At 50.2% G+C, this 13,850-nt stretch carries 10 protein-coding genes; 3 read left to right on the plus strand and 7 right to left on the minus strand.

Annotated elements, in window-relative coordinates:
- Together IQ260_RS04940 and IQ260_RS04945 are read right to left on the minus strand one after the other, a co-directional pair.
- Positions 1-1,643: SulP family inorganic anion transporter (locus tag IQ260_RS04940; RefSeq protein ID WP_193991417.1), on the minus strand; the 1,643-nt coding region annotated here is incomplete at its 3' end.
- Between the two features lie 69 nt (positions 1,644-1,712).
- Positions 1,713-4,295, minus strand: coding sequence for a glycogen/starch/alpha-glucan phosphorylase (locus IQ260_RS04945; protein WP_193991419.1), 2,583 nt, complete (start codon positions 4,293-4,295; stop codon positions 1,713-1,715).
- Positions 4,296-4,723: 428 nt separating this feature from the next.
- On the opposite strand from IQ260_RS04945, the gene IQ260_RS31405 reads away from it, so the two are divergent.
- Positions 4,724-4,852 carry a hypothetical protein gene (locus IQ260_RS31405; protein ID WP_265579501.1) on the plus strand — a complete coding sequence of 43 codons (129 nt, stop codon included), beginning with the start codon at positions 4,724-4,726 and terminating at the stop codon, positions 4,850-4,852.
- 66 nt (positions 4,853-4,918) lie between these two features.
- Positions 4,919-6,190 (plus strand): adenylate/guanylate cyclase domain-containing protein, encoded by a 1,272-nt coding sequence (locus IQ260_RS04950; RefSeq protein WP_193991421.1) that lies wholly within the window; start codon positions 4,919-4,921, stop codon positions 6,188-6,190.
- A 15-nt stretch (positions 6,191-6,205) separates the two neighbouring features.
- Here IQ260_RS04950 and IQ260_RS04955 read toward each other — a convergent pair whose 3' ends face one another.
- Together IQ260_RS04955 and IQ260_RS31825 are read right to left on the minus strand one after the other, a co-directional pair.
- Positions 6,206-7,195 (minus strand): fatty acid desaturase family protein, encoded by a 990-nt coding sequence (locus tag IQ260_RS04955; RefSeq protein WP_193991423.1) that lies wholly within the window; start codon positions 7,193-7,195, stop codon positions 6,206-6,208.
- A gap of 177 nt (positions 7,196-7,372) precedes the next feature.
- Positions 7,373-7,561, minus strand: a complete 189-nt coding sequence (locus tag IQ260_RS31825; protein WP_407657721.1) for a metal ABC transporter permease — start codon at positions 7,559-7,561, stop codon at positions 7,373-7,375.
- 324 nt (positions 7,562-7,885) lie between these two features.
- On the opposite strand from IQ260_RS31825, the gene IQ260_RS04965 reads away from it, so the two are divergent.
- On the plus strand, positions 7,886-9,769 hold the full coding sequence (locus tag IQ260_RS04965) for a right-handed parallel beta-helix repeat-containing protein (RefSeq protein ID WP_193991426.1): 1,884 nt from the start codon (positions 7,886-7,888) through the stop codon (positions 9,767-9,769).
- Here IQ260_RS04965 and IQ260_RS04970 read toward each other — a convergent pair.
- The 3 genes from IQ260_RS04970 to IQ260_RS04980 all read right to left on the minus strand — a co-directional run bounded on the left by IQ260_RS04970 (position 9,753) and on the right by IQ260_RS04980 (position 13,781).
- A complete protein-coding gene (locus tag IQ260_RS04970; protein ID WP_193991427.1) occupies positions 9,753-10,769 on the minus strand; it encodes a glycosyltransferase in 1,017 nt (338 codons plus the stop codon). The two genes, IQ260_RS04965 and IQ260_RS04970, sit on opposite strands and share 17 nt — an antisense overlap.
- Before the next feature lie 313 nt (positions 10,770-11,082).
- The gene (locus IQ260_RS04975; RefSeq protein WP_193991428.1) at positions 11,083-11,496 is read right to left on the minus strand and encodes a response regulator; all 414 of its coding nucleotides are present in this window, start codon (positions 11,494-11,496) and stop codon (positions 11,083-11,085) included.
- A 2-nt stretch (positions 11,497-11,498) separates the two neighbouring features.
- Positions 11,499-13,781: a hybrid sensor histidine kinase/response regulator gene (locus IQ260_RS04980; protein WP_193991429.1), complete on the minus strand. Its 2,283-nt coding sequence runs from the start codon at positions 13,779-13,781 to the stop codon at positions 11,499-11,501.
- Positions 13,782-13,850: the final 69 nt, after the last annotated feature.

Raw genomic sequence — 13,850 nt, forward strand, 5'->3', positions numbered from 1 at the left:
GTCTCAAGCAATCTCAAGGCCAGAGCCAGAGCCTGATAACAGCTGGGTAAAAAGTTGCTTGTGGGCAGCGTAGCCTGCACCTGAAACCGCCGTAAACGCTCCCTGACTCGACCTTTTGCGCCAACAATAAAAATCTCTCCCCGCTGGCTACGGCGGGCGGTTTTAATCTCAGACTCAATGGTCAAAGACGCAGTTACCCCCACCAGCGGCACATCACTGAGATCCAGAATCAGGGCATCGTAATTGCGCCCCATATGATGAGCAATCGTTCTGGCCGCCCCAAAGCTCATGGGACCGCGCATTTGAATTAACAAAATTCGCCCCCCACCCTGAGATAGCATCTGGCGCTCTTCAGGGGTTAACACAATTCTAGAATCTTCATCGGGATGTGTAACCGCACGAATCTGTTCAGCTTGAATGCTAGTTAGGCGATGAATGGTCAACATGTTGGCGACAAAGGCACCTGCCACTACGGCTGTGATTAGATCTACAAACACCGTTAGCAGCAGCACCCCGTAGGTTACCAACGCTGCTCGCATAGATACCTGGCATACCCGCCACAAAAAGCTCCAGTCAATAATTTTGAAACCTACCTTGATCAAGATTCCGGCCAGGACAGCGTGGGGAATCTGACCTGTGATGCCCCCAGCCCACAGAACGATGCACAGGAGAACCAGGGCGTGAAACATTCCCGATAGCGGCGTACGCCCCCCTGCTTGTACGTTAATGACCGTTCTCATAGTGGCTCCTGCACCTGGTAACCCCCCAAACAGTCCAGCTACGAGGTTGCCAATCCCTTGACCGATCAGTTCTTGTTCGGAATCATGGCGGGTGCGGGTAATGTTGTCAGCAACCAGAGAGGTCAACAACGAGTCAATCGCCCCCAAGATAGCCAGCATCAGACCATATCCGACAATATCCCTCAGCTGATTGAGATTGAGCTGAGGCCACTGCAATTCGGGAAACCCCTGGGGAATTTCACCAATGCGGGCGATATCACTATCAGCAAAGACGACAACTGAGAGTGTCGTACACACAATCAGTGCCACCAGCGGTGACGGCACGATCCGCGCTAGTTTGCCAGACCAGCCAAACACTATAGCCAGGGTTAACAGCCCCAGTCCGGTCGCGACCGGACTGGGGCTGTTGATAGCTGTCGGCAGCTGTTGTAAACCCAAAACCACACTGCTCTGGGCCGGATGTCCTAACAGCGGTGCCAGCTGCAACGCTACAATAATTACCCCAATTCCTGACATAAAGCCGGAAATGACAGTGTAGGGCATCAGGGTAATAAACTGCCCCAGACGCAGTACCCCAAACAAAATTTGAAAGAGCCCGCTGAGCATGACGGCGGTAAAGGCCATAGCCATGCCGCTTTCGGGATTGTCGGCAACTAACTTGGTGAAGACTGTGGCCATCACCACGGTCATAGGTCCCGTTGGTCCAGTTACCTGAGAAGGCGTACCGCCAAACAGTGCTGCAAAAAATCCGGTAAACACGGCTCCATAGAGACCCGCTGTGGCCCCTGCCCCTGAGGCCACCCCGAAAGCCAGTGCCAACGGCAAAGCAACGATGGCAGCCGTCATCCCACCGAACAAGTCTCCTCGTAGATTTCCAAACTGTAATCGATGGGCTAGTTGCATGGGACTATCTCAGCAGCTAATGAGTCGATGGTGGTGACCCTCATGGGTCACCATGGTCTTTATGGAAGGTTAGTGAAGTTTACAGCTGAGTTCTCCTCCAAAGCGACCGCTTACCTTGATGTAGCGATCAATATCCACGGGTGCCGGTGATACCTTCCAAATTCTTTGACAGTATTCCTGGACAGACCGGTCTGAGGAGAAATACCCCATCCGCGACGCGTTGAGAATAGACATCTCCAGCCAACGACGCTGATCTTGGTAAGCTTTGCTAACGGTGCGCTGACAGTCAACATAAGCCTGATAATCCGCCAGCAGCATAAAGGGATCTTGATACAGCAACTTATCTAAAAGAGGCTGAAACAGCGATCCATCTCCGTGGGAAAAATGCCCAGATGCAATCAGGTCAATGGCATCCTTGAGATAAGGATTACCCAGATAATAGTCCCGAGGAGTGTAGCCCTCGAACTTCATTTTGGCGACCTCATCGGCGGTCAAACCAAACAAGAAGAAGTTCTCAGCTCCGACAGCGTCACGGATTTCGACATTGGCTCCATCCAGGGTACCAATGGTTAAGGCCCCATTCATGGCAAATTTCATATTGCCTGTGCCTGAGGCTTCCTTACCTGCCGTCGAGATTTGCTCCGAGAGATCAGAGGCAGGGTAAACGCGCTGGCTATTGGTAACGTTGTAGTTAGGTAAGAAAATCACCCGCAGCTGGTTGCGTAAATCGGGGTCTTTATTGGCCATCTCACCCACAGAGGTGATCAGCTTAATCATCAGCTTAGCCATGTGATAGCCCGGTGCAGCCTTGCCGCCAAAGATAAATGTGCGGGGCAAAATCTCCATCTGAGGATTCTGTTTTAGCTGACTGTAAAGAGTGACAATATGCAACGCATTCAGATGTTGCCGCTTATACTCGTGAATACGTTTGACCTGCACGTCAAACATTGATGTTGGATCGACTAGTACGCCAAACTGTTGATGAATACGTCCAGCCAACTCACGCTTAGCTGCACTCTTCATCTCATGCCACTCGTCTTGAAAGCCTGAGTCTGTTGCTAGTGACTCTAGCTGCTTTGTTTTTTCTAACTCTTTGAGCCATCCCTCGCCAATTTTCTCGGTCACCATTTTAGTGAGTCGGGGATTGCTGAGGGCAATCCATCGACGTGGGGTGACACCGTTGGTCATATTGCAGAACTTCTCTGGGAACAGCTCATAAAAGTCTTTGAGGACAGTCTGTTTTAGGAGCTCGCTGTGGAGCTTGGCCACACCATTGATTGTGTGGCTGCTGACACAGGCCAAATTTGCCATGCGCACATAGCGTTCTCCACTTTCATCAATTAGCGACATCCGCTCTAGCCGGGCTGAGTCTTTGGGGAAACGCATGCGCACCAGCTCTAAAAACCGAGTGTTAATCTCATAGATAATCTCCAGATGACGCGGCAACAGACTCCCAAACAAACTAATGGGCCATTTTTCCAGAGCTTCAGGCAGGAGCGTATGGTTGGTATAGGCCATGGCCTGCTGGGTAATCTCCCAAGCAATATTCCAATCCAAATGATACTCATCCACCAGCAGACGCATTAGCTCCGCCGAGGCAATCGCTGGATGGGTGTCGTTTAGCTGGATGGAAAACTTCTCGTGGAATTCTTCAACTGGAATAGTCTGTCCCTTGAGGATACGGAACATATCCTGCAGCGAGCAAGACACAAAGAAGAACTGTTGTTTTAAGCGCAGCCTCTTGCCGGCCAGGGTCTCATCATTGGGATACAGTACTTTTGTTAAATTTTCAGAAGAGACTTTCTCTTCTACGGCACCGTAGTAGTCCCCTTGATTGAACACTTCAAAATCAAAGGATTCAATGGCTTCTGCCTTCCACAGCCGCAATGTGTTGGCTGTATCCACCTGGTAGCCCAAAATCGGCGTATCGTAGGGGGTGCCCAGCACTTCTTGGCTAGGCACCCAGCGAACTCGGTAGTCCCCGGCTGCATCGGTATAGGACTCAGTGTGACCGCCAAACATGACTTCCGTAGCCCATTCCGGTCGGGCCACCTCCCAAGGATTACCATGGCGCAGCCACTTGTCCGTTCGCTCTATTTGCCATCCCTGGCTGATACCTTGCTCAAAAATGCCAAACTCATAGCGAATGCCATAGCCTAACGATGGCACTTCCAAGGACGCCATTGAATCGAGGTAGCAGGCTGCTAATCGACCTAGGCCACCATTGCCAAGACCGGGCTCTACCTCCTGGGCTAATAGGTCTTCAAAGTCTAGACCCAGCTCCTCCATAGCTGCTTTCACCTGGTCATAAATACCCATGTTAATTAGGTTATTGCCCAGGTGAGGCCCCATCAAAAACTCGGCTGATAGGTAGCATACTGTGCGACAGCGATCCTGAGTATAGCTTTCAGCTGTCCCATTCCAGCGATATAACATGCGATCGCGAACCAGGTGGGCCAGCGCCATGTAGTAATCATGCTTTGTAGCTAGGGCAACGGGCTTACCCTGTACAAAAAAGAGATTTTCTAAAAAAGCTTGCTTGATAGCCTCAATACTCGTTCCAGTGCGATGTTCCAAATTTTGTTGAGCTGCCTCATTGGAGTCAGCTATGGCCAGTCTCGCAGTTGTCTCGGTCTTTAACGAAGTATCCATTGGGTGCCTATCTATTTTTAGCTAGTGAAAGGAACACTATCAAACAAGAAAGTCGTCATTATTAGCCAGGAGGCTACACATAGGTTTTCCTGAGGGCATGAGCATTCCCTGACCCTCAGGAAGTTGATTTCATTCAACTATTGCAGCTGTGTCCTGTCTAGATGCTCCTTTCACGTTTTATCAAACAAAATCAAGTGTGCTCCTTGTTGTGCCGTAAACTACGCTTTCACTGAGCTTAATAGTGATTTTCTTTTGTGCCACTTGTAAGGAAAGATCATAAATTTTTCAAAGTGCTGAAATCTTTATGTACGCCATTGCTGATCCCCGAACTGAGGATGATGGTCTAGCCCCTGTTACTATCTGGCCAGTACTTTTTATTTTTTTGATCCCATTCCCTTAGCGCTCAAGGGTAACCCTATGTCACCTGTATGCCTACGTTTGCAGATGGCTGGGGAGCAGTCATGCCCCAGGCTGTATATAACCCCAGGCTGTGCGATCGCACCAGCACCGACTTGCCAGTTCGCACCGATCCTTCCCGTCCCATCCCGCACCATTGAGTCAAAATACGTCTGGATTTTTTTGACCATTCTTGTAAACATAGGCTGAAGGTGCTTCCCTCTCCTATGAATGCTCTGTCCTCCACATCCGACGATCGACTACCCGGTGACCTATCGCCCGATGAGCTAGCAGCTGAAAATAAACGGCTGCGTCAGGCGCTGGCACTGGCCCAGAACGAGTGCGATAACTTGGAAACCTTAGTCAATATTGTGACTGAACATTCCACCGTGCTGGAGAATTCCCTCAACCAGCAAAAACGGGATATGACGGAGTATATCGAACAGGTAAAAATTGTTACCGAGGCTGCCGTTGCCGTACAGCGAGATGCCTTTACACCGAAGCATTTAGCAGACGTTGCCCGCCGCTCCGATGAGCTAGGCAATCTAGCCCAGGTATTTACCAAAACCGTCTTGGCGGTTAAAGCCCACGAGCAAACCCTAGTCGAGAATAACCACCACCTCGAACAGCTTCTGCAAGCCTACAGCCGGTTTGTCCCCCAGGAACTACTGCAGTTTTTGCAAAAAGAGAGCGTGATCGACCTGCAGCTAGGGGATCATGTCAGCAAAGAAATGGCCATCTTGTTTGCCGACCTGCGGGGATTTACCACCATGGCTGAGGCGATGACACCCCAGGAAAACTTTAACTTTATCAATACTTTTTTGGGGTATATCAGCCCAGAAATAGCCAGGCACAACGGGCTAGTAATGAAGTACATGGGCGATGGCATCATGGCCGTTTTTCCCGATGGAGTGGATGATGCCCTGCGCGCTAGCATTGCCCAAGCCCAGCGGCTGCGGGACTACAACCAACGACGTCAAACCAAGGGCTACGCGCCGTTAAGTGTGGGTACGGGGATCCATGTGGGGCGGATGATGGTGGGCATTGTGGGTGAAAACCATCGGATGCAAGGGGATGCCTTATCTGACAATGTCAACCTCACAGCTCGATTGGAAGGCCTGACTAAATACTATGGGGTGCAGCTGCTGATCTCAGAAGATGTGCTGCAAAAACTGACGGGTTGCGATCGCTACTCAGTCCGGCTGATCGATCGGGTCATTGTCAAAGGTCGTCACACCCCGATTACCGTTTACGAAGTGCTGGATGCAGAAGAAGATACGGCCCGCGCCAACAAACTCAAAACTTTACCGATATACCTCAAGGCCCTCGACTTTTATCAGCAGGGCGATCTGACCGAGGCCCAAGACTGGTTTCAGCGCGTGCTCCAGGCTGATCCCAACGATAAAACCGTCCAGCTCTACTTAGAACGTCTGCAGCTGCTACAGCGGCAGGGACTGCCCGATAACTGGCAGGGTATTTGGGAGTTTACTCAAAAGTAGGCGAATGCCTATCTTTTACTGCTCCCTGGGAATCAACGTCATGCCATTGCTCCATCTTTGCAGGGCTCTAAAATACCCGTGCTCCATTTCCATCACTGGCAGGCCATGCTCAGTTAAAACCGATTGAATACGCTTATGGGCCTCTGGCAGCTGGTCAAAGGGAATCCCTGGAAATGCATGGTGCACTGCATGGTAGTTTAGGCCCCCTATCAACCAACCCAACCAGGCACTTGTCTGTACATTTCGAGACGCATATAGCTGTGTCAGCTGATGGCCGCCCACCGGATGCCATAAACCATAATGTTCCAAATGCGCTCGGGTCTGGGCAATAGCCCCCACCACCCGCTCTAAACACAGCCAAAACAGCAGATAGCGTAGAACGCTCGTCCGGGAAAGCACAACGGCTGTCAGCAAACCAGTCTGGACCAGTCCTATCCCCCACCCATCTATCCACAGCTGCCGCCGTAGCCGGGGAAGCTGGCCCTGAAACTGCAGCCCACTCCTCAGGGTTTTAGCAATGATCCCAAATCCGCCCAGAATAAAAATGTTGACTACCCACTGATGCCGTATGTACCACTGCCCCCAAGCAGAGGACTGCTGGAATTCTTGCGTGGTCCGCTGATACCGTTCCGGGTCGCGCACATCCAAACCATTCCAGCCGTGATGTAGACAATGCAGCTCCGAATAAACACCCACTGGCCAGAGCATGGGCCAGGATATAACGCGAGCCAAGATTTCTTCCGCCAGGGGCCAGCCCCAAAGCGTGTGATGGCTGGCATCGTGGGTACAGATCAGCCACAGTGCATAAAACACGCCAGCCACCAAGGTCCCACCCCAAAAAAGCCATTCAGAGCTCGCCGTCCAGGCTAGGGCCATACAGCCCAAAGTGGCAACTCCCAAAATAGTAAAACGCCAGAAACCGGTCCAACCATTCACAGCCTGTAGATCGGCAACCGCTTCCTGTAATACCTTGTTAGAGACTGTGGGACACTTGCTTGCTGCCATTGTCTGGATTCCCCCTAATCAAGCTAACGATGTCCACTATAAGCCTAAAAAATGAGGACACTGTGGGGAGCAGCCAGCTAGGATGCTGAGTGAAACCGCCTCTAAATCAAATTTTTTAGGCGCTGCCACCGGACGGGGCAAAATGCTGATCTCCCAAAACACAGCTGCTGACAGGCACTAGTTTCTCTGGTCAAATAAATTTCTTAAATTAACGGTTAGCCCCCCCTGACTGGGGCTAAATAGCAACGTCAGTAGAAAGCAACCAAACAGGGTTAACGTAATGGCCGGTCCCGACGGAATATTAAGAAAATAACTGATATACATACCTATTACACTGGAGCCCACCCCTATTCCAGAGCCGAGCACCCTACCAGCGATCGGTATTTATATTTGGCCACTCATCTGAGAGAGACTGTGGAACTAGCAAAAAGAACCACAGTTCTAAATTGTCATGCTAATATCTATGAGATTGTTCTCAACATATTTTCTTGATATATATGAAGAGAGCATAAAGAAGGCATAAAGCCCCTGCAATTACAGGGGTATACCTCTGCTGTTACATCTGAAATCCCTGTGAGCACCTACAACGAACATAACTCACCCGAGCCAAAAGTCTCGGGTCTCTAGGTGTTGGATTTCTGGGTGTTATCTACTGTTCATCCGTTAGCCTTCCTAGTTAAACAAAGTGCCATGTCAGTTCTAGAAAGTTCCTTTTCTACCTTGCAACTTGACTGTGCTCTTCCCTGTAGCCAAGCCACCTCTGATCCCTTTACGCCTATACCGCGTTCGTCCCATTTAGCGTATGTATTGCCTCAAGACCCCCTAGATGCGTCTCACCCCCTGCCAGAGAGCATATATATAGATTACGTAGATCATGGCGATCTTCTCTCTTCTAGTGTGTCCCATCAGTTCCCTCCATCACAGCAAAATTCAGCCATAGACCTGAGCGATCCGCTACTTAACAATGCAGCGGTTTATAAGCTCTCCAACACTGAAGATGACATGCTCTTCTACACACCTGTCGCCACATCCGTCGCTGGCAACTCTGGGCTGGGCACATTGACTGATGCTGCTATCACCAATGGCAATACCATTGTTGCCGGTGTCTCTTCGGTCGCGGCCGATGACAAAAATAATGCCTCAGACGATGCGACAACCACCATCGATATCACCAATCTTCCCAAAAAACTCTTTGAGGCCAATCCCGGTCTTAATAATGCCGTTGCCAATGACGGTCGCGACGATGCAGACACCATCCAGGCCGTGATTCAATGGGTAGACGCTCAGCAGACAGCCGGAAACATTAGCGCGACAACCATCTATATGCCTGAAGGCACCTTTGATTTAGCCGAAACCCTCAAGGTGAATAACGCCGATGTTACCTTTGAAGGGGCGGGTATGGGACGAACCACGCTGCAAACCACTAACCGGTTTAAGGTGGGGACCGCAGGACTGCCCGATGGTGAGACCGTGGTTGATTCGGTTAATCGCAGTGCGTATCTGTTTGACCTCACAGAAAATGCAGATGATGTCTCGTTTACCGGCATGACCCTAACCGGACCGGATATTCATGGGGCAATTTTTGGTAACCGCACCCACGATCTGACCATTAGCAATGTCGAGTTTAATAATTTTCTGTGGAGTGCCGTCCGGCTCTTCTCTGCCAGTGATGTCAAGATCCAGGACAACACATTTATCGACGCGGGTGGCCAGGCTGAGGGGGATAGCGGTGTTACTGGGGGGTCGATTTTTGCAACGTACCTCAAAGACTCTGAAATCTCCCACAATCATATTTCTAAAAGTGGAGAGCGCGAAGGCAATGTCTACGGTATTAAAGGCCGACAGTTTAAAGACACCCGCATTCACAACAATACCATCAGGACAAACTTTGCCATTGAGCTGCCCTTTGAGCACGATAGCTTTGTTGAAATCGACCACAATTTTCTTGGGGGTGTGATTTCAGTACCCAAGTTTGCTGGTGGTAAGGTGCCTGAGGACGGGTTTACCTTCCACATCCATCACAATTACTTTAATAAGTCCTACTCCTTAGAATGGGCGCGCAACGGGGCTGAGGTTAACCATAATGTGTTTGCCTTTGACCCTGAAAAAGATAATGGCAATCTGATTTCCAACTTTGATGTGGAACCGGCCCAGGGGCCGACTAAGTTTCACAACAATATCATTTTGAATCCAGGTCGGGGGATTGCCTGGCATAAGGGTGTTTACAACAATTTTGCCTTCTATAACAATGAAGTGATTGCCAATAAAACAGTCACCCCTAGAAAAGACGGATTGTTTGGCTTTAACCCTGACACAGACTTTAGCACGATTGAAATTAGGGATAACGTGATCAAAGCGAAAGGAACATCGCGTCCGCTGATGCGTAATCAAGCCAGCTACGACGCGGTGATCCAAAATAACGATCTGACTAATATCTCCGATGTAAATCGGTTTGATAATCCCAGTACAGGAGATCCGCGAGGTCTGGTCGAGCCGCTCTTATTTAAGATTGGTGTCCGAGGGGAGTTTACAGTGGATGGGCCTGAGCTTACACCCACTAGTCAAACGGATTAAATCGGGCAAGACGTCTTTGGGTGCGATCGCAATAGCTCAGTAACCGAGCTTTTCCCTGGTGGATCTGTCGCTGCCAGACGGGGCGATTGCACCACAGCTCATACATCGGTATAGCAACCTCACACAAAAACTGCTGCCATCGCTGGGTAATGGCAGCAGGAGTGTAATGAGCCGCCTGGCAGCGGCCCTGTTGGACTATATGTCTACGTCTGGCCACATCCTGCCGCAATAGATCTAAGCAAGACAACAGTTCATCCATGGAGTTGGCCTCTAGATAATCCACCCCGACTCGGCCTTCAGCCCGGTAGGCCAGCTCTCGACCTAAAATAGCCGGGACACCAGCCAACCAGGCATTATAGAGTTTGGTCGCTGGTTTACTGCGATAGCCGGGACAAGACAGAGAAAAGCGACGAACCGCCACAATGGCATCGATCTGTTGGTAGTCATTCCAGCGCGTGTCGATAGACTGGGCGCTGTTCCAAGGATTGGTATTGACCACTGGTATCCAGCGTAGTCCCCTTTGCTGTAGCTGTGCTTGCCAGTGGGGCGTCAGCAGGTCAGCCGCTAAATTATCGCGATGGCCTAGAAATGCGATGTTTTCCAACCGATCTTGTCGTTCAGGCAATCGGGGTAACAGTCCCGGCTGGGGCCAGTGGGGCATGAAGTGACGGCCTGAGGATGCTTCGTGGGGGTTTTGCACCACATGGAGCTGGGCCTGGGAATAAAGGGGAGATTCCGCTTTTAAGCAAATTAACAAACGTTTGGGACCGGGGCTAATAGTCGCTCCCCGCGTAGCATTGCCGTGGAAGAGAATAATACCCTCATCGGGAAATTGGCTAGTAAGGTGGCAGACAACTCCAGCTTCGCGCAGTTTGAGATAGGTTTGTACGGTCCAAGCATAGATACCCAAACCAAAACCAGCCCAGTTTTCAGCACTTGTGGTTGGTAACCGAGCTGGCCAGAAAGGGGCTGGAATGTAAAAGAAAATAACTGGGGACAAGGACAGAGATTAAGGGTTATTGCACATTTTACCCCTAGTAGAGAAGCGCTAGCCTGCCCAGAGTTTCGAACCCTGGGCTAACCGAAGGGTGTCCACTGGAAGGGACACAATCATCGGAGATGTGTTTTTAGGGTTCGCTTCCACAACGGTAGCGGTCAACTATGCTTCCACTGATCCACAACGACCACCAGCATCTCTACACCAAATTGTCCCTTTACCGGGTTTTAAATCCGACGTGGGTTGAAGCCTCATGACCAACACTGGTGCAAGATCTGAATTCTGTCAGATTAGCCTGATTAAAGCTGGCAGCATATTAAACTTTTTTGCTGGCTAAGACTTTAATCTTAGTGATTAACGCTTTTTTGAGTTTTTCATAGTCGGTGGCAGACCCGGATGAGGGCTTAGGGAAAAAGTCTAACGCCCCCGCCTGCATCAGGTTAAAAATATTGTCTACATCAGCTGGGTGGACGGTATTGCTCACCACTAAAATCGGACGGGGAAATTCGGACATGACTTTTTCGGTAAACTCCAGACCATCCATTCTAGGCATCTGTAGATCTGTGCAAATGACATCTGGCATAGTTTGGGCAATGACGCTGAGTCCGGCAGCGCCATCCTGGGCTGTGCCGACAACATCGACGTCTGGGGACGAATCAATCAACCGTTGCAAAATTTGCAGTGCGATCGCAGAATCTTCAACTAGAACAACTTTAATGGGGTCAGCCATGGTTACATTAAACTCCTAAGGGTATGGATAAGTAAACTTTGATCAAAATCACCTTTAGTGATGTAAGCATTGGCACCAGAGGCGGCACCACGCCGCTTATCATCATCCTGGGCCAAAGTGGTGACTAAAATAATGGGTAAATTTTCGTATTTTGTCTCCTGACGAATGCGAGTAGTCAATTCAAGACCGTCAAGATTGGGCATTTCCACATCGGAAACCACCGCAGCAAATGACTCTCCCTGCTGGAGTTTCTCAAAGCCATCCAAACCATCAACGGCTGTCGTCACCTGGTAGCCCGCACCTTCTAAAATACGGCACACTTGGGTACGAATGGGGATGGAGTCTTCCACTAACAACACCTTAGGTTTCGCGCTCGGCATATCCCAATCTGTTACAGGCCTAACGGAGCCATCAGTGTTTTTAGCTTGTACTGATCTGAGCAAATCCTGGGGACTGAGGACCATGCAAACATCTCCTGTGCCCAGGATAGTCGCGCCTGCAATATTACGGACTCGTTTGAGCAGCTTGCTATGGGGCTTGAGTACAATGTCTTGCTGATCAACCAGAGCATCAACAAAGATGCCCAGTCGTTCCGATCCAACGTTAAGCACAACACAGGGAATAGAAGACTGAATAGGGTGCATTGGCTGAGTCGCAACCGACACCGGTAGCTCTAACAGGTCAGTCAGCCAAGCAACCGATAGCGGGTTTTCTTCTAAGAGGATAGCGGGGTTACCTTCCAGGTTAAAGATATCCTGACGTTCAACCCGCATGATCATCTCGACAAACTCGACTGGGATCGCGTAGGACATTTGGTTGACTTCAACAATCAAGGCTGATGCAGTCGCCAAACTGGTATTGAGGGTAAAGCGAAACGTACAGCCTTGGGCTGGGCTAGAGGTTACCTGGATGAGACCTTTTAGACGCTCAACATTGACCCGGACAACATCCAAGCCCACCCCCCTGCCAGAAATCTCGGTCACCGTTGTCCGGGTAGAAAACCCAGGTGCAAAGATTAGATTATGGAGCTGTTCAACGCTCATTTTAGCCAGAGCTGCCTCAGTGTAGAGACCTCGACGTACAGCGGTACGTTTAATGCTCTCCAAGCTGAGACCACGACCATCATCGATCACGTCAATCTCGATATGGCTGCCTCGCTGATGGGCTTTGAGCCAGACTGTTGCTGCCGGGGGTTTACCCATGGTGATGTGCTCGCTGGGGGCTTCAATCCCATGATCAATGGCGTTGCGAATCAGATGTGTCAGCGGCGCCTTCATCTCTTCTAAAATACGTTTATCAGCTTGGGTATCGCCGCCTTCGATTAACAGATTAACAGTTTTATCCTGCTGCTTAGCCAAATCTCGAACCAGGCGTGGGAACAGGTTAAACAGATTGGACAGTGGCAGCTGACGGAGTTTGAGAATACCTGAGGCTAAATCATTGGAGAGGGTTTCCAGCTGGGCAGAATCTTCATAGGCATTGGCGCGTAGCTGCTTCAACAGATCGCCCAGAGGAGTTAACTGTTCTTCAGCAAGGCTTTCCCAGAATACAATCATCTGATCAATGTCGTCTATCCGGCGGGTGATACGTCGTTGGGTAACAGCTAATTCACCAGCTTGGGTCATGAGGACATCGAGTTTAGGGGCCTCAACTCGAATGGTGTCGATGGTCTTAGTATCTGTCACCCCAGGCGCTGAGCTGATGACCTCAGCGCCTGGGGTGACCATGTCTGATGTCGATGGTCTATCGTCAGCATCTAGTCTTTTTACCGGAGGTAAAAGAATAACAGATTCGCCATCGCTATTGATAAATCTGTCAGGACTCCTAGATTCCTCTGTTTCAGAACCATGTGGGAACTGATCTTCATCCGGTGACTCAGCTGGCTCAGGCCTCTCTACAGACTTCTCGCCTGCGTTCATCAGCTGGGCTAAAACATGAAACACGCTGACATTAGCAGCCTCGCCTGTGATTGCCTCATGGGCGATTTTACGCACGGCATCTAATCCCTGGTAGAGACAGTCGCAAAGTGCAGGCGTTAGCCTGCGCTCCCCTTGTTCAACACTGCTGAGCAAGTCCTCTAGCTGATGTGTGAGGGTTTCTGCATCTTGTACCCCCAGCATGCGAGAGTCTCCTTTGAGGGAGTGGGTTGCTCGCAGGAGTTTTTTAAGCTGGGGGAGGTCATCCGGATGTTTTTCTAAATGAAGAAATCCCGCCTCTAATTTATCCAAATGGTCTGTGCTGGCGTCTCGATAGAGCGTGCGCAGCTCTTCATCTTCGATATACATGGGTTATTTTGGGAAGAGAGAAGAGGATACATTAGTTGGCATTGCCGATCCTCAAGATGGCCTTAAGTA

Source organism: Leptolyngbya cf. ectocarpi LEGE 11479 (genome assembly GCF_015207065.1).
GTDB lineage: Bacteria > Cyanobacteriota > Cyanobacteriia > Phormidesmidales > Phormidesmidaceae > Leptothoe > Leptothoe ectocarpi.